At 73.4% G+C, this 16,155-nt stretch carries 14 protein-coding genes; 2 read left to right on the plus strand and 12 right to left on the minus strand.

Going from position 1 to position 16,155, the window contains the following annotated elements; translation table 11 throughout:
• Positions 1-44 precede the first annotated feature (44 nt).
• From ABT294_RS12935 to ABT294_RS12970, 8 genes are all read right to left on the minus strand, one after another.
• Complete coding sequence (locus ABT294_RS12935) at positions 45-509, minus strand: hypothetical protein (RefSeq protein ID WP_350805587.1); 465 nt, start codon at positions 507-509, stop codon at positions 45-47.
• Between the two features lie 4 nt (positions 510-513).
• Positions 514-1,266, minus strand: a complete 753-nt coding sequence (locus ABT294_RS12940; RefSeq protein WP_350805588.1) for an urease accessory protein UreD — start codon at positions 1,264-1,266, stop codon at positions 514-516.
• A gap of 14 nt (positions 1,267-1,280) precedes the next feature.
• A complete protein-coding gene (gene ureG, locus ABT294_RS12945) occupies positions 1,281-1,985 on the minus strand; it encodes an urease accessory protein UreG (protein ID WP_350805589.1) in 705 nt (234 codons plus the stop codon).
• A gap of 13 nt (positions 1,986-1,998) precedes the next feature.
• Entirely contained in the window at positions 1,999-2,676 is a 678-nt protein-coding gene (locus ABT294_RS12950) for an urease accessory protein UreF (RefSeq protein WP_350805590.1), read from the minus strand.
• Between the two features lie 8 nt (positions 2,677-2,684).
• Positions 2,685-4,391 carry an urease subunit alpha gene (locus tag ABT294_RS12955; RefSeq protein WP_350805591.1) on the minus strand — a complete coding sequence of 569 codons (1,707 nt, stop codon included), beginning with the start codon at positions 4,389-4,391 and terminating at the stop codon, positions 2,685-2,687.
• On the minus strand, positions 4,384-4,695 hold the full coding sequence (locus ABT294_RS12960) for an urease subunit beta (protein WP_350805592.1): 312 nt from the start codon (positions 4,693-4,695) through the stop codon (positions 4,384-4,386). Before ABT294_RS12960 ends, ABT294_RS12955 begins: the two co-directional genes overlap by 8 nt.
• Complete coding sequence (locus ABT294_RS12965) at positions 4,692-4,994, minus strand: urease subunit gamma (protein ID WP_350805593.1); 303 nt, start codon at positions 4,992-4,994, stop codon at positions 4,692-4,694. Before ABT294_RS12965 ends, ABT294_RS12960 begins: the two co-directional genes overlap by 4 nt.
• A 100-nt stretch (positions 4,995-5,094) precedes the next feature.
• Positions 5,095-7,656, minus strand: a complete 2,562-nt coding sequence (locus ABT294_RS12970) for an AfsR/SARP family transcriptional regulator (RefSeq protein WP_350805594.1) — start codon at positions 7,654-7,656, stop codon at positions 5,095-5,097.
• A 46-nt stretch (positions 7,657-7,702) separates the two neighbouring features.
• Between ABT294_RS12970 and ABT294_RS12975 the strand changes: the two genes are divergently transcribed.
• Complete coding sequence (locus ABT294_RS12975) at positions 7,703-11,134, plus strand: WD40 repeat domain-containing serine/threonine protein kinase (protein WP_350805595.1); 3,432 nt, start codon at positions 7,703-7,705, stop codon at positions 11,132-11,134.
• Here the strand turns inward: ABT294_RS12975 and ABT294_RS12980 are convergent.
• Positions 11,115-11,855: a Mut7-C RNAse domain-containing protein gene (locus ABT294_RS12980; RefSeq protein ID WP_350805596.1), complete on the minus strand. Its 741-nt coding sequence runs from the start codon at positions 11,853-11,855 to the stop codon at positions 11,115-11,117. The two genes, ABT294_RS12975 and ABT294_RS12980, sit on opposite strands and share 20 nt — an antisense overlap.
• A gap of 32 nt (positions 11,856-11,887) precedes the next feature.
• Here ABT294_RS12980 and ABT294_RS12985 point away from each other — a divergent pair, with 32 nt between their 5' ends.
• Complete coding sequence (locus ABT294_RS12985) at positions 11,888-12,790, plus strand: TAXI family TRAP transporter solute-binding subunit (RefSeq protein ID WP_350805705.1); 903 nt, start codon at positions 11,888-11,890, stop codon at positions 12,788-12,790.
• Here ABT294_RS12985 and ABT294_RS12990 read toward each other — a convergent pair.
• The 3 genes from ABT294_RS12990 to ABT294_RS13000 are packed head-to-tail and all read right to left on the minus strand — an operon-like array spanning position 12,781 to position 16,092.
• Positions 12,781-14,106, minus strand: coding sequence for a sensor histidine kinase (locus tag ABT294_RS12990; RefSeq protein WP_350805597.1), 1,326 nt, complete (start codon positions 14,104-14,106; stop codon positions 12,781-12,783). The genes ABT294_RS12985 and ABT294_RS12990 overlap by 10 nt on opposite strands.
• Complete coding sequence (locus tag ABT294_RS12995) at positions 14,103-14,768, minus strand: response regulator transcription factor (RefSeq protein ID WP_350805598.1); 666 nt, start codon at positions 14,766-14,768, stop codon at positions 14,103-14,105. The genes ABT294_RS12990 and ABT294_RS12995 overlap by 4 nt, the downstream gene beginning before the upstream one ends.
• A gap of 10 nt (positions 14,769-14,778) precedes the next feature.
• Complete coding sequence (locus ABT294_RS13000; protein ID WP_350805599.1) at positions 14,779-16,092, minus strand: MFS transporter; 1,314 nt, start codon at positions 16,090-16,092, stop codon at positions 14,779-14,781.
• Positions 16,093-16,155 lie beyond the last annotated feature (63 nt).

Raw genomic sequence — 16,155 nt, forward strand, 5'->3', positions numbered from 1 at the left:
CCGCGACGAGCCGGCGTCGGGGCGTCCCTCTGCCTCGGTCGGTGTCATCCGCGGCGGACCAGTGCCAGCACCGCCAGGACGACGACCGCCAGCGAGCTGGCCAGCGCGGCCCACCAGCCGTACTGGATGACCGGTTCGATCGACAGCAGGCCGCCCAGCTCGACGGAGATCCGGTCGCCCACGCCCTTCGGGGCGCTGATGAACATCACCAGCACCACCGCGGCCAGCGCTCCCGGGACCACCGCCAGAGCGGCCAGCCGGGGCCGCGACAGTGTCCCCGCGAGGCCGAGCGCCGCCGCCGCCAGGCCCGCGAGCAGGGTGTAGATGCCGAACCTGTCGTCGGTGCCGCGCAGGGTCCGCGTCACGCCGCCGCCGATGAGGTCGCTGCTCGCCCGGATGCCCGCCCAGGGGAGGACGGCGCAGATCGCGAGCACCGTCCCGGCGACCAGGACGGCCAGCGCGTAGCCGCGACGCGTCGCGCGCCGCCGCGGCGCGGGCTGAAGGTCCACACGATCACCATAGGACGGCTTCGGCCCGCCTTCCAGGCGCAACAACGGACTCTCCCCACTCCAGCCGCCGCCGGAGCTCCACAGCGTCCCCGGCCAGGGCGGACACCAGCACAGCGGGCCCGGCCAGCGGCAGCACGGCAACCCCGTCACCCAGAATGCTCCCGTCGTTTCGGGGGTGGGCGTTGGGGCTCGGTGTGTCGTCGGGCGGGACGGTGAGGAAGGTGGTGCCGATGCAGCGGGCGTCGCCGTAGATGGCCGGGGAGCGGTCCAGGAGTGGGTCGCCGACCGTGTACTCCTGCCTGAGCAGGGGACGTCCGGCGAGGGCGGCGTCGAAGCGGGCGTGGCAGCGGCCCGGAGCTTCGCCGTACCTGCCGAAGACGAGTTCCTCGCGCCACAGGACCCGCGCGTTCTCCGCCAACGTCAGCCGGACGTGCGTGCGGTGGGCGCATCCGGCGGCGAGGACGGCCGGTTCGGGGGTGAAGCGGAGGACGGCGGACTCGCCGACGGTGGCCGTGATCCGCATGCTGGACTCGCCGTCGCCCGGCAGCACCAGCGTGGCGGCGACCGAGCCGACGTCCAGCGTGGTGCCGGGGGCCAGGTCCAGGTGCAGTTCCAGGTCGTCGCCGCCGAGGGGGCCCGCCGCCGTGGAGACCAGGCGGACCGCGTGCGGCCCTGTCTGGCGCAGCGTCAGCGGCGGCGCGGACACCAGCCGGGACAGGACGGTCCGCCCGTCCGTCGCCAGGCTGGCGGCGATCACAGCGCGAGCACGCATCACGCGCCGGGCCCGCCGGCCACCTGCCCGGCGACCCCCGAGGGGCGTTGAGCGTGCTGCCAGGACGTCACCTCGCCCGCCACCCAGGCGGCGACCGGGGCGGCGGAGCGGTCCTGCCTCAGGGAGGTGAACAGCACCGGTCTGTCGCCGCGTACCGCCGCCGCGTCGCGGGCCATCACGCCCAGGTCGGCGTCCACGAGCGGGGCCAGGTCGGTCTTGTTGACGACCAGTAGGTCGGCGGTGGTGACGCCGGGGCCGCCCTTGCGCGGCACCTTGTCGCCGCCCGACACGTCCAGGACGAAGATCTGCCTGTCGGCGAGGCCGCGGCTGAACGTGGCGGTCAGGTTGTCGCCGCCGCTCTCGACGATCACCAGGTCCAGTGGGCCGAACCGCGCTTCGAGGGTCTCCACCGCGTCGAGGTTGGCCGCGATGTCGTCCCTGATCGCGGTGTGGGGGCAGCAGCCGGTCTCGACGGCGAGGATGCGTTCCTCGGCGAGCACTCCCGCTCGGCGCAGGAAGTCGGCGTCCTCGGTGGTGTAGATGTCGTTGGTCACCACGCCGAGGTTGAGCGACGTCCCGAGGGTGCGGCAGAGCGCCGCCACGAGTGCCGTCTTGCCGCTGCCGACCGGCCCGCCGATGCCGAGCCGCAGCGCTCGGTCGCGGCCGTCCGGGGCGTGGTGGTGGTCGTGGTGATCGGCGCCCATACGGGGTCCCTCCTCAGGAGACGAACAGCCTGGTTCTGGCCCGCGCGTGCTGCTCTGCCAGCAGGTCGAGGGCGGGGGCGGAGTGCGCGGGCAACCGCCCGGGCCGGGTCGGGTCGGCGGCGAGGCCGGCCTGCGCGGCGGTGTCGGTCAGGTCGGGGCCGAGGCCGGCCAGCAGCCGGTGGACGGCCACCGGGTCGAGCCCCAGCAGCCGCACCGCCGCGGTGGCCGGGCCGGTGATCGCGTGATAGGCCGCCGCGAGGGCGGCGTCCTCGGGGGAGGCGCCGGCCGCGTGCGCCGCCGCTCCCAGGGCTATCGGGTGATGGGCGTTCGGGACGTCCCGCGCCAGGTCGTCGAGCACCGCCGACGGCCACACCCGTCGGGCCACCCGCAGCAGCAGCCTGCCCTGGGTCCTGGACGCGTCCCGCTGCGCGGGGGAGGCCGTCCTCGCGTCGGCCTCGCCGTCGAGGGCGGCCCACGGGGACGGCTCGGCGGCGGTGGTCGCTGCGCAGGCGGTGGCCGCGAGGGCTGCGGCGACCAGCCCCGAGGTGGCCAGCCGCCCCCTGAGGAAGCTCCCCAGCGACGGCACGTCGTGGACGGCCCCCGACCTGACCGCCTGCTCCATGCCGCCCGAGTGGGCGTGACCCCCGGCCGGGAGCCGGGAGTCCGTCAGGAGCAGCAGCGCGGGGTTCACGGCGGACCTCAGAACAGGAAGTAGCGCTGGGCCATCGGCAGGACGGCGGCGGGAGCCGGTTCGACCAGGTCGCCGTCGATGCGCACCTCGAAGGTGTCGGGGGCGACCTGGATGTCGGGCAGGGCGTCGTTCATGGGCATCGAGGACTTGCCCCTCGCGCGGACGTCCGACACGGCCACGAGACGGCGGCGGACCGCGAGCCGGTCGGCCAGGCCCGCGTCCAGGGACAGGGGGGAGACGAAGTGCAGTGAGGTGGCCGACGCCGTGGCCGGGGACGCGCCGAACATCGGCCGCGACAGGACCGGTTGCGGCGTCGGTATGGACGCGTTCGCGTCGCCCATCTGCGCCCAGGCGACCACGCCGCCCTTGACCACGAGGGTGGGTTTGACGCCGAAGAACGCCGGGTCCCACAGGACGAGGTCGGCGAGCTTGCCCACCTCGACGGAGCCCAGCTCGGCGTCGAGGCCGTGCGCGACCGCCGGGCAGATCGTGTACTTGGCGACGTAGCGGCGGGCGCGCAGGTTGTCGGCGGGCCCGCCCAAGGGGCCGCGGCGCTGCTTCATGACGTGGGCGGTCTGCCACGTCCGGATGATCGTCTCGCCGACGCGGCCCATCGCCTGCGAGTCGGAGCCGATCATGGAGATCGCCCCCAGGTCGTGCAGGACGTCCTCGGCCGCCATGGTGGCGGGCCTGATCCTGGACTCGGCGAAGGCCAGGTCCTCGGGGATCGACGGGTTCAGGTGGTGGCAGACCATCAGCATGTCGAGGTGCTCGTCGAGCGTGTTGACGGTGTGCGGCCTGGTCGGGTTCGTCGAGGAGGGCAGCACGTTCGGGAAGGAGGCCACCCGGATGATGTCGGGGGCGTGCCCGCCGCCGGCGCCTTCGGTGTGGTACGCGTGGATGGTGCGGTCGCCGATGGCCCGCAGGGTCGACTCGACGAACCCGGCCTCGTTGAGGGTGTCGGTGTGGATCGTCACCTGTACACCGTTCGCGTCGGCGACGCTCAGGCAGGCGTCGATCGCGGCGGGCGTGGACCCCCAGTCCTCGTGCAGCTTGAACCCCGACGCGCCCGCGGCGAGCTGCTCGCGCAGCGCCTCGGCGCTGACCGTGTTCCCCTTGCCGAGCAGCGCGAAGTTCAGCGGGTACGCGTCGAGCGCCTCCAGCATCCTGGCGACGTACCAGGCGCCGGTGACGGTCGTCGCCTTGGTGCCCTCGACGGGCCCGGTGCCGCCGCCGACGATCGTGGTGACTCCCGACCCGATGGCCTCGCCGAGCAGTTGCGGGCAGATGAGGTGGACGTGCGAGTCGACCGCCCCCGCGGTGAGGATCTTCCCGTTGCCCGCGAGCACCTCGGTGGACGGCCCGATGACCAGGTCCACGCCGTCCATCGTGTCGGGATTGCCGGCTTTGCCGATGGCGGAGATCCGGCCGTCGCGGACGCCCACGTCCGCCTTGACGACGCCCCAGTGGTCGAGGATGACCACCCCGGTGATGACGAGGTCGGCCGCCCCCTCGGCCCGGGTGGCGCGCGCCTGCCCCATGGACTCGCGGATGACCTTGCCGCCGCCGAACACCGCCTCGTCGCCCGCTCCGGCGGGACCCATCGACAGGTCGTCGGTGACCTCGACGAACAGGTCCGTGTCGGCGAGCCTGACGCGGTCGCCGGTGGTGGGGCCGTACAGGGCGGCGTAGCGGGCCCGGGAGATCTCACGCATCGAGCGGCCCCGCCCACTCCTGCCGCAGCCCCGGCACCACGCGGTTCCCCGCGATGGGGACGAGGGCGACGTCCCGCTCGACGCCGGGCTCGAACCTGACGGCGGTTCCGGCGGGGACGTCCAGCCGCATCCCCCAGGCGGCGGTCCGGTCGAACTCCAGGGCGGGGTTGGCGGCCGCGAAGTGGTAGTGGGACCCCACCTGCACCGGCCGGTCGGCCGTGTTGACCACGCGCACGGTCACCCGCTCCCGGCCCGGGTTCAGCGGGATGCCGCCGTCGGGGTGGGCGTACTCGCCGGGGATCACGGGATGGGCCTGTGGACGGTGACCAGCTTGGTGCCGTCGGGAAAGGTCGCCTCGATCTGGACGGAGTCCAGCATCTCGGGCACCCCCTCCATGACGTCGGCCCGTCCGAGCACGGACCGCCCCGCCTCCATCAGCTCGGCCACCGACCGCCCGTCACGCGCCCCCTCCATCAGGAAGGACGCGATGACCGCGGTGGCCTCCGGGTGGTTCAGCCGCAGGCCTCTGGCCCGCCGGTCGCGCGCGACCCCGGCCGCGACGTGGATGAGCAGCCGCTCCTGCTCGTGTGGGGTTAGCCGCATGGCCGGACGATAGGAACCGGCCGTTTCCACAAGATTGCAGGCCGATGTCGTGTCGGTTTCCGCCTCACCCGATCACCGGCCGAGCCTGCGCGGGACGTCGTCACCCGATCAGCGAGCGGGCCTGCGCGCCGCCGGTCTCGTCGGCCAGTTCCTCGAAGGCGGTGAGAGCCGCGGCCGCCAGGTCGCGGGCTCGCTCCTGAGCGCCTTCGGCCCGGTTCACCTGGGCCAGGGCCAGCAGGGCGTGGGCGTCGAGGAGCCGGTCGCCCAGGCGGACGGCGATGCCCCTGGCCTGCTCCGCGGCGTCTCGCGCCTCGGGGATCGCGTCCTGCGCCAGCCGCACCGAGGACAGATCGAGCAGCGTGTCGGCCTGCCTGTGCCGGTCGCCCAACTCGGCCAGGTGCTTGATGGCGGTGGAGAGGCGGTCGGCGGCCTCGTCGAGGCGTCCCGCGCGGTGCAGGACCGCGCCGAGCACGCGCAGCGCGTCGGCGGCGTCGCGCTGGTTGTCGGCCGCGTCGAGGCAGGTCAGCAGGGCGCGCTCGGCCTCGGCGAGGCGGCCGCGTTCCAGGTGGACGCGGCCGAGCCTGCGCCTGGTGTGGTCGACGTCCCTGGTGCGGCCCTCGCGCAGGAACATGCCGAGCGCGAGCCTGAGCCGGTCGTGCGCCGCGTCCCAGTCGCGCTCCGCCAGGTGCAGGTCGCCCTGGTCGCGCAGGACGAGCGCCTCCGCGCGCACGTTCCCCGCACGGCGTGCCGACTCGAGGGCCGGCCCGGTGACGCGCCGCCAGTCGTCGAGGAAGCGGTGCCGTTCGAGGTACGGCGCCAGCAGGTGCGCCAGCCGCCAGCAGCCGTCGTCGAGGCCCGCCGCGTGCAGGTCGCCGACCAGGCTGACCAGGAAGGCCCGCTCGGCCGCCAGCCACTCGACCGACTCCCTGATGTCCCTGGTCGCGACGGCCGTGGCCGGGTCGCCCGAGATCAGGGAGAAGCGGGACGCCTGGACCCTGGCCAGGACGACCCTCACCAGGTCGGGCAGGGCGCGGGGAGCGGGCTGCTCCCTGGCGAACAGCCGGGTCAGGTCGTGCAGGCGGTAGCGGAGCTGGCCCGCCACGTCCACCACGTGGGCCTCCAGGAGCCCGGCGTCGACCAGCGCCTCCGCCTGTCCGCCGCACAACTCCGCCACCCAGTCGGCGAAGTCGGGAGACGACAGCGCGCCGAGCCCGCACAGTGTCTGCTTGGCCCGCTCGGGCAGGTCGTCGTAGCCGATGGCGAACACGCTGCGCACGGCCTGGTCGCCCGCGTGCAGCCGGTCGAGCCGCTCGTGCTCGTCCTCCAGCAGCTCCACCAGGTAGTCGACGGTCCAGCCCGGCCTGGCCGCCAGCCGGGCTCCGGCGATGCGCAGCGCGATCGGCAGGCCGCCGCAGAAGCGCGCCAGCCTGCGCATGGACGCGTCGGCGTCGCGGCCCGAACTCCGCACCAGCAGGTCGAGGGCGTCGTCGGGGGAGAGCACGCCCACCGGCAGGCGGGTGGCCTCGGTCAGGCCGCCCAGCGAGGAGCGGCTGGTGATCACGGTCGGGCACGCGGTCAGCAGCGGGCGCACCTGCGCCTCGTCAGCGGCGTTGTCGAGCAGCACCAGCAGCCGCCGGTTGGCCGCGTACGCGCGCAGCAGCCGCTCCCGCTGGTCGAGCGCGGCCGGGATGGCCTGGGCGGGGCAGCCGAGCCAGCGCAGGAAGTCCTCAAGGACCGCCGAGGGCGCGGTCGTCTCGCGCAGGTCGGCGTAGAGGATGCCGTCGGGGAAGCGCTCGCGCTGCCGCCACGCGGCGTGCACGGCCAGCGCCGACTTGCCCGCCCCCGCCTGGCCGTGCACCACCACCTGGTCGCCGATCACCTGGTCGAGCAGCTCCTCGCGCCCGGTGAAGCCGGTCACGTCGTGCGGCAGCAGCACCGGCGGGCCCGCCGAGACGTGCAGCGACACGTCGTCGTGCAGCATCCGGTGGTAGAGCAGCTGCAGCTCCGAGTCGGGCTCGATGGCGTGCCCGTCGTCGAGCCGCTCACGTAGCGCCGCGTACGCGTCCAGCGCCTCCGTGCGCCGCCCGCTGCGGAAGAGCGCGAGCATGTACTGGCCGCGGAACCGCTGCCACAGCGGGTGCTCGGCGCTCAGCCCGCGCAGCTCGGCCAGCAGCTCACGGTGCCGCCCGGCGTCGAGGCCCGCCTGGACCCTGCGCTCCAGCGCCAGCAGCCGCAGCTCGCCCAGTTCCTCGCGCAGCCGCCGCGTCTCCACCCAGCGCTCGCCGTCGGGGTCGAGGTCCTCCAGCGCCGGGCCGCGCCACAGCGACAGCGCCTCCTCGTACGCCCCCCGCTGCACGAGCGACCTGAAACGGTCGACGTCGAGCTGTTCCTCGCCGATGGCCAGCGTGTACGTGCCGGACACGGTCGTGATCACGTCCTTGCCGACGAGCTGGCGCAGCTGGCCGACGTAGCCGCGCACGAGCGAGTCGGAGCGGTCGCCGCCCTCACGCGGCCACATGAGGCCGCGCAGCCGCCCCACGGTCAGCGGGCGGCGGGCGTTGAGGACGAACATCGCCAGCAGGTCGCGGTGCTTGGGCGCGGACGGGGTACGGTCGATCTCGCCGTCGCGCACCTCCAATGGACCCATGATGCGAAATTCCACAGAGCCTTCCTCGCCGAAGGAGATCTCGTCCAGAATTACACATCTGATGACTCCCCTGACTCCTTCCGATCCGCACCGGTTGGGCCGCTACTGGCTCGCGGGCCGGCTGGGCGCCGGCGGCCAGGGCGTCGTCTACGAGGCGTACGGCCCGGCGGGCGAGCGCGTCGCGGTCAAGGTGCCGAGGTTCGACGACACGCAGTCGCGGGCCAGGCTGGCCAAGGAGGCGGCGGCGGCCGAACGGGTCGCCTCGTTCTGCACGGCCAAGGTCCTCGAGGCCAGGGTCGAGGTGGCCGAGCCGTACATCGTCAGCGAGTTCGTCCCCGGGCCGAACCTGCGGCAGGTGATCACGGAGGGCGGGCCGTACGAGGGCGACACGCTGCGGCGGCTGGCCATCGGCGTCGCGACCGCGCTGACCGCCATCCACCAGGCCGGGATCGTCCACCGCGACCTGAAGCCCGACAACATCATCCTCGGCCCCGACGGGCCGCGGGTGATCGACTTCGGCGTGGCGCGGGAGGTCGGGCCGACCACGACGGGGCCGGTCATGGGCACGCCCAACTACATGGCGCCGGAGGTGTTCACCGGGCGCGGCGCGACGGGCGCGGCCGACCTGTGGGCCTGGGCGCTGGTGGTGCTGTTCGCCGCGCGCGGAGCCGACGCGATCGAGGCCGGCGAGCCGATGGCGGTGGCGACGAGCGTGCTCGGCTTCCGCCCCGACACGGCCGGGCTGCCCGAGCCGCTGGGGGCGCTGGTGGCGTCCGCGCTGGCCGGAGACCCGGCCGAGCGGCCGGTGGCCCGGGACGTGCTGCTCGGCCTGATCGGCGACGGCGGCGACCCGCTCTCGCGCGGCGGCGAGCTGGCAGGCCCGCTCACGGGCACGGCCGAGCCCGACCTGGGCGCGATCGCCGAGGAGCTGTACGGCGAGCTGTCGGAGGAGGAGCGGGCCAGCGTCCCCGAGGTGCTCCTGCGCATGATCGACGGTGACGCGTCGATCAGGCCCGTCACCCGTGACGAGCTGCCCGAGACCGAGGCCGTCGACGCGATGCTGGAGTTCTTCGCCTCCGCCGGGCTCGTCACCCGCGACGGGGAGGCGTACGAGCTGGCCAAGCCGGGGCTGATCCAGGCCTGGCCGAGGCTGCGCTCGTGGGTGGCCGACAACCGCGACGGCCTGCCCGTGCACCGGCGCCTGGCCGACGCCGCCGAGCTGTGGGACAGCAACGGGAGGAAGCCCGGCGACCTGCTGCACGGCTCCCCCCTCGACCGCACCCTCCAGTGGGCCGCCTCCGAGCGCAGGGACCTCACCCTGGCCAGGCGCGAACGCGAGTTCCTCGACGCCGCCTCCCAGCAGTCCAGGCGGCAGTCCAGGCGACGCGGGCTGCTCGCGGCGGCGCTCGCGGTGCTGCTGGTGGCGGCGCTCGGCGGAATCGGGCTGGCCGAGTACCTGCGCAGGCAGTCCAGCAAGCAACGGGACGAGGCACTGGCCAGGTCACTGGCACTACGTGCCTCCGACCTGCGCGACAGTGCCCCGGAGGCGGCCATGGTGATGAGCGCTGCGGCCTGGCGGCTGGCGGACCTGCCGGAGTCGCGCGGCGCGCTCTACGACTCCCTGTCACAGAGCACGATCGACTCGTTCACCGACCCGGACGCGAGCGCGGAGACCGTCTACTCGCTCAGCCCCGACGGCCGCACGCTGGTGGCCGTCCTGCGCGGACAGGCGACCCTCTGGGACGTGCGCGCCCGCCGGGCCCTCCGGCGCTTTCGGGTGTCCGAAGAGGTGGTCGAGGCCGCGCTCAGCCCGGACGGGCGAACGCTGGCGCTCCAGGACGCACGGCATGTCCAATTCTGGGACATCAGGTCGGGCAAAGCGACCGGCCCCGCCTTCGCCACCGGAACGGACCGGGGGCATCTCGGCGATCTCCGTTTCGACCAGGCAGGGCAGCGGCTCTACGTTCCCGGCGGTGCCCGCGGCACCTGGTGGGACCTGAAGACGGCCCGGTCGCTGCGCGCCGATGCCGTGAGCCCCGACGGCCGGTTCGGCCTGCGCTATTCCTCTGGCAGTGGCAGGGCCGAACTGTGGGACCTGACCCGGCGGCGGCGCCTGGACGCGCCCTGGCTGCCCGACGGAAAGCGGATCAAGGAGGCGGAGTTCGCCCCCGATGGCGGGACGCTGGCCGTCACCGTGTATCGACCCGAGGCCAGGGGCGTCGGCCTGGTGCTGAGGAGCGTGCCGTCAGGGCGGGCGGTCAGCGGCGACGGCGCGGGCCCCGTGAACGACGCCATCGCTTTCAGCGACCGGTTCCTCGTGCTGTGGCGCGACAAGAAGTTGCTCATCCTGCGCCGCTCCGACGGATCGGAACTGGTACACCGGGACATGCACGCCCCCGTCGTCGCCCTCAGGATCGACGGGCCCACGCTGCGCGTCGCCACCGACGGCGGCACGGTCTACTCGGTCGACGTGACGCACCTGTCAGACCGGCCCACGGCGCCGGGCACGGTCGAGGGCCTCGCCAGGTTCGCGCCAGGCGGTGGCAGGCTGGCCCTGCTCGGCGGTGGGCAGGCGCGGCTGTGGGACGGCGCCACGCAGGTGGGCAGGCCCGTAGCGGTGACCGACCCCACAGGAGAGGCCGCGACGATGGCCTTCTCCGCCGACGGCACCCGGTTGGCCGTCGGAGGAAAGATGGGTGAGTCCGCGCGGGTGAGCGTGCTCGACACCGGGACGGGCGCGGTGCTCCGCTCGTTCGCCGTGGCACGCGCGGACGCAGTGGGGGTGAGCGGCCTGGCGTTCAGTCCCGACGGTGACACGCTGGCCGTCACGCCCGCGCTCATGGGCGGGCTCGACCCGGGACTCGAGCTGTGGAACCTGCGTACTGGGTCGCTGACGCTGCCCGGAGTGCCCGGCACGTCCTGGCCGGCCTACAGCCCCGACGGGAAGGTGCTGGTGGTGGGCTTCGCCCCCGACCTCACACTGCTCGACCCCGCCAAGGGCGTGGTGGTCGGAAGGCGGGGCGGCGTGCCGCAGGGCCGCTACGCCTTCAGCCCCGACGGGAAGCTCGCGGCCATCAGCGCGGAGACCCGCCTGACGTTGTGGGACGCGGGCTTCACCCGCACCCTCGGCTCGTTCCCTGCCGTGCCGGGGTACCAGGGCGCGCCGCCCGTCTGGTCGCCTGACGGCGGCACGATCGCCACCTACGGCCAGGACGAGCGCATCAGACTCTGGGACGTCGCCCGCCGCCAGTATCTGGGCACGCTGTACGACGGGCTGGCCGAGACAGGCTCCGGCTCTCAGGCCACGCTGACCTTCGCCCGCGACGGGCGAACGCTCTACAGCGCCACCCCCGAGGGCGTGGTCAGGCGGTTCCCTCTCGACGGCGAGCGGGTGCTGTCGGCGGTGTGTGCCCGGGCGGGCGGCACGCTCGGCCAGGACGAGTGGCGGCGCTACCTGCCGGACGTGGAGTTCTTCAACCCGTGCGCGGCATAGCGACCCACTGCCTCGCCGTATCGACGATGTGGCGCAGGCGCTCGCTGTGCGCGCCGTGCCAGTAGATCTGGCCGCAGTCATGGCACCGGCCGTAGACGTCGTAGGTGCGCCGGGTGCCCGCCTCCAGCAGGGGCGCCACCTCGTGCTTGGACACCGGCGACAGCTCGCCGTTGCAGGCCGTGCATCTCGTCCAGGGGCGCAGCGGCGGGGCGAACCGGTCCAGCAGGTCGCGCAGCTGGTCGTCGGGACGCGAGCCGCGGACGTAGGCCCCCAGCCAGAGCGCGCGGCGGCGCAGGAGGCCGCGGTCCTGGGTGACCAGCACGCGGTGCTCCTCGTTCGCCTGGACCACGAGCGACGGGTCGTCCATGTCGTTGTGGTAGGCCGTGTCGATGCCCAGCAGGCGCAGGCGGCGGGCCAGGGTGCCCAGGTGCACGTCGAGCAGGAAGCGGGGTTCGGCGGGCAGCTGCTGCGGCCTGGGCACCGCCTCGACGCGCACCACGTCTCCGGGTTCCGGCAGGTAGGAGGGGCTCACGCCGCGGGAGCCGACCGTCATGGGGCCGACCTCCGTCAGCGGGATGCCGGCCGATTCCACGTGGTGGCCCAGCGTCGAGGAGCCGTCAGGGGTGATCGGCTGCGATTCCCTGCGCCGGCTCACCGGCAGGAACATGATCAACTCTGGGGCTATGCGGAGAAACGCGTCCCTTTCCGTCACATCGTCCATTCTGCTGGACCCGATAACGTGAACCTGTGCCAATGTCCCGCCGCTCGTTCCTCGCGCTCGCCGCGCTCGGGCTGGGCGGCTGCTCGGGGGCCGGCGCGGGGCGGCCACCGCTGCGGCTGGCCACCGGGCTGGCGGGCGGGCCGTACGGGGCGCTCGGCGACCGGCTCGCGGTCGAGCTGCGCCACGTCGGGTTCACCGTCCAGGTGCTGGCGACCGCGGCCAGCGTGCAGAACCTCGCCATGCTCACCGACGGGCGGGCCGACCTCGGCTTCGCGCTGGCCGACAGCGCCGACGACGCCGTCCGCGTCCGGCACCAGCCGGTCTCGGCGCTGGCCAGGGTGTACATGAACTACGTCCATCTCGTCGTACGCAGGACCTCCGGCATCCAGCACCCCAAGGACCTCGCCGGGCGGCCGCTGTCGATCGGCGTAGAGGGTTCGGGAACCGCGGTGACCGCCGTGCGGGTGCTCGCCGCCGCCGGGCTGAGCACGCCCGCCCGCGTCTCCAGGCTGGGCCTCGACGAGTCGATCAAGGCGCTCGACGACGGCGAGATCGAGGCGTTCTTCTGGTCGGGCGGCGTCCCCACACCCGCGCTCGCCTCGCTGGGCGACATCAGGCTCCTCTCGCTGGAGACGCTGGTGCCGACGATGCGCCGCACGTACGGGTCGGTCTACGAGCACGCCTCGGTGCCCGTGGGCGTGTACGGCTCGGCCAAGCCGGTCTCGACGGTCGGCACGCCCAGCTACCTGATGTGCCGCGACGGGCTGCCCGACGAGGTGGTCTACACGGTCACCGACACGCTCTTCCGCGCCCGCGACCGCCTCCAGGCGCCCTCGGCGCCCGGCGGCCGCCTCGACAAGCGCTACGCGATCGGCACCGGGGTCGTCCCGCTCCACCCCGGCGCCGCCCGCTACTACAGGTCGGTCTACGGCTGAGCCAGCCGTAGTTCGACCACCAGCCCGTGCGGCGTCGCGGGCAGCAGGCTCAGCGTCGCGCCGCAGGACTTCGCCAGCTCGGCGGCGATCGCCAGGCCGAGCCCGCTGCCCGGCACGTTGGCGTGCGCCCCCGACCTCCAGAACCGGCCGAGCGCCTCCGCCCGCTCCTCCTCGGCCAGCCCCGGCCCGTCGTCGGCGACCCGGAGCACCCCGTCGCGGAAGGAGGCCGTCACGGTGCCGTCGGCGGGGACGAACTTCTGCGCGTTGTCGAGGGCGATGTCCGCGACCCTGGCCGCCGCCTCCGGCACGACCGACATTTCGGGAATGTCGATATGAAGGGTGACGCCCTTGGCCGCGTACACCTCCCGCCACACCGCCAGCCTCGGCTCCAGCTCGGTCTCCTTCTCCTTCGCCGCGCCCGCCTCCACCCTGGCCAGCGCCAGCAGGTCCTCCACCAGCAGGGCGAGCCGGTCCAGCTCGCCCATGGCCTCCTCGAACTCGGCCGTGCCCTCCTGGCGCAGGTGCGGCTCCAGGTTCTCCAGCCGCAGCCCGAGCACCGTGAGCGGGGTGCGCAGCTCGTGCGAGGCGTCGGCGACGAACGCCCGCTGCCGCTCCATCGCGCCCGATACCGCGTCGGCCATCGCGTTGAACCGCTCCTCCAGGCGCTGCAGCTCCGTCGGGCCCACCCCGGGATGGGCCCGCGCGTCGAGATGGCCCTCGGCGATGGCCTGCGTGGTACGGTCCAGCTCGGTCACCGGACGCAGGATCCACCGGGCCAGCCGCCTGGCCGCGAGCACCGAGTAGCCGAGCGCGATCAGCGCTCCGACCGCCAGCGCCCCCCACACCAGAGTGACGTCCAGCCTGGCCTGGTCGGCGCTGGCCTCCAGCAGCACCACGCCGCTGAGCTGGGCGTCCCGGCCCGCGGGCTCCGCCAGCAGCACCCGCGACGGGCCGAACGGGCTGATCGTCGGCAGGTCCTCGGTGGTGCGGCCGGACAGCGCCAGCCGCACCGCCTCCTCCTCGTCCTCGGCGTCGAACAGGCCCGCCGTGACCACCACCGAGCCGTCGCGGTCGCGCACCCGCACCGCCGCGCCGTAGAGGTCGGAGTAGCGGCTGATCTCGGCGATCAGGGACGTGTGGTCGTCGTCACGGGCCGCCTGGTCGGCCAGCTCGGCGAAGCGGGTCGCGTCGGCGCGCCGGTCGAGCAGCAGCCGGTTCGTGCGATGGGAGGCGTAGGCGAGGCCGAGCGGGACCGCCATCGCCGCGATGACGAAGATGATCAACGTGGTGAACGTGACCACCAGCCGGGAGTTCACGCCGAGGATCCCAGGCGGTAGCCGGTGCCGCGCAGCGTCTCCACCAACCCCGGGCGGCCCGTCTTGGACCGCAGCCCCGCCACGTGCACGTCGAGCGAGCGGGAGGCCGACAGCAGCGGGTCGCCCCAGACCTCGTCCAGGATCTCCTCGCGGCTGCGCACCACGCCCGGCTCGCGGGCGAGCAGCGCCAGCACGTCGAACTCGCGCCTGGTCAGCGTCACCGCCTCGCCCGCCACGCTGACCTGCCGCGTCTCCAGGTCGATGCGGACGTCCCCGACGCTCACCACGTGGTCGCGCGCCGGCATCGGACGGGTGCCGCGCCGCATCACCGCCTCCATGCGAGCCATCAGCTCAGCCGTGCGGAACGGCTTGACCAGGTAGTCGTCGGCCCCCGAACGCAGGCCGCGCAGCACCTCGCGCTCCTCGGTGCGCGCGGTCACCACGATGACCGGCACCGCGGAGACCCGGCGCAGCCGGCGCAGCACGTCGAGGCCGTCCATGTCGGGCAGCCCCAGGTCCAGAAGGACGAAGTCGACGCCCCCCGCCAGGCGGAGGGCGTCGACCGCGAGGCCCGCGCGCGCGACCTGGTGGCCGTGGCGCGCGAGGGCCGTGGTGAGTGCGGAGGCGAGCCGATCGTCGTCTTCGACCAGAAGAACTCGCATAGGGCTCAGACTAGAGGCGGGCGGGGACCGCTTCCGCCGCCTCCCGCTCGGACCTGCTGAGGGCCACGTCGCGGGTCTCCCGCATGGTCAGGTAGACGATGAGCGACACCGCGGCGCAACCGGACACGTACCAGTAGAAGCCGGACTCGATGCCCGCGTCCTTGAACCACAGCGCCACGTACTCGGCGGTGCCGCCGAACAGCGCGTTGGCGATCGCGTACGGCAGCGCCACGCCGAGCGCCCGCACGTGCGTCGGGAACAGCTCGGCCTTCACCACCGCGTTGATCGAGGTGTAGCCGGTGATGATGATCAGGCCGATCAGCGAGAGGATCAGCGCGCCGGCGAAGCCCGAGACGCTGGAGAGCGCTGTCATGAGCGGCACCGTGCCGAGCATCGAGCCGATGCCGAACGTGATCAGCAACGGGCGGCGGCCGATCCTGTCGGACAGCCCGCCGGCCAGCGGCTGAAGCAGCATGAAGATGAACAGCGCGGTGAAGCTGACCAGCGTCGCGGTCTCCTTCGGCAGGCCCGCGGTGTTCGCCAGGTACTTGGTGAGGTAGGTCGTGTAGGTGTAGTACGCGACCGTGCCGCCCATGGTCAGGGCGATGACCAGCAGCGCTTCCTTCTTGTGGGTGAGCAGCTGCGCGATGGAGCCCCGCTTGCCGGTCTCGGTCTCGCCCTCCTCCTCGTCGTACGCCTCGGTCTCCAGGAGGTTGCGCCGCAGCCAGAACACGACCGCCGCGGCGAGCGCGCCGATGACGAACGGGATGCGCCAGCCGTAGGACTTGAGCGCCTCCTCCGCCATCGAGTTCTGCAGGATGATCTGCAGGCCGAGGCCGACGAGCTGGCCCGCCGTCATCGAGACGTACTGGAAGCTGGAGGCGAAACCGCGCTTGCCCTGCGGCGTTGCCTCCGTCAGGTAGGTGGCGCTGGCCGCGTACTCGCCGCCGACCGACAGGCCCTGAAGCAGCCGGGCCACCAGCAACACCACCGCGCCGAAGTAGCCGACGGCCTCGTATGTCGGGGCGATGGCGATCAGCAGCGCGCTGGCCGACATCAGCGTGACGGTGAGCGTGAGCGCCGCCTTGCGGCCCTTCCTGTCGGCGTAGCGGCCGAGCAGCCAGCCGCCGACAGGACGCATGAAGAAGCCCACGGCGAAGATGCCGGCCGTGTTGAGCAACTGCGCGGTGTCGTTGCCCTTGGGGAAGAAGGAGGCGGCGAAGTAAATCGCGAAGCTGCTGTAGACGAACCAGTCGTACCACTCGACAAGATTGCCGACCGAGCCGCCGATCACAGCCTTCCACGGCACGCGGGGTTTGCTCACTGGAATACCTCCTGGGGGGAGTAGGTGCAGGCCAGAGCCTCTCCGTAGAAGGTTGTTCGGACA

Source organism: Nonomuraea sp. NPDC000554 (genome assembly GCF_040300065.1).
GTDB lineage: Bacteria > Actinomycetota > Actinomycetes > Streptosporangiales > Streptosporangiaceae > Nonomuraea.

What these genes read in the sequence shown, in the direction of transcription:
- ureG (WP_350805589.1), bottom strand. Translation starts at nt 1,985, where the DNA reads ATGGGCGCCGATCACCACGACCACCACCACGCCCCGGACGGCCGCGAC.
- ABT294_RS12955 (WP_350805591.1), bottom strand. Translation starts at nt 4,391, where the DNA reads ATGCGTGAGATCTCCCGGGCCCGCTACGCCGCCCTGTACGGCCCCACC.
- ABT294_RS12965 (WP_350805593.1), bottom strand. Translation starts at nt 4,994, where the DNA reads ATGCGGCTAACCCCACACGAGCAGGAGCGGCTGCTCATCCACGTCGCG.
- ABT294_RS12975 (WP_350805595.1), top strand. Translation starts at nt 7,703, where the DNA reads ATGACTCCCCTGACTCCTTCCGATCCGCACCGGTTGGGCCGCTACTGG.
- ABT294_RS12980 (WP_350805596.1), bottom strand. Translation starts at nt 11,855, where the DNA reads ATGGACGATGTGACGGAAAGGGACGCGTTTCTCCGCATAGCCCCAGAG.
- ABT294_RS12985 (WP_350805705.1), top strand. Translation starts at nt 11,888, where the DNA reads ATGTCCCGCCGCTCGTTCCTCGCGCTCGCCGCGCTCGGGCTGGGCGGC.
- ABT294_RS12995 (WP_350805598.1), bottom strand. Translation starts at nt 14,768, where the DNA reads ATGCGAGTTCTTCTGGTCGAAGACGACGATCGGCTCGCCTCCGCACTC.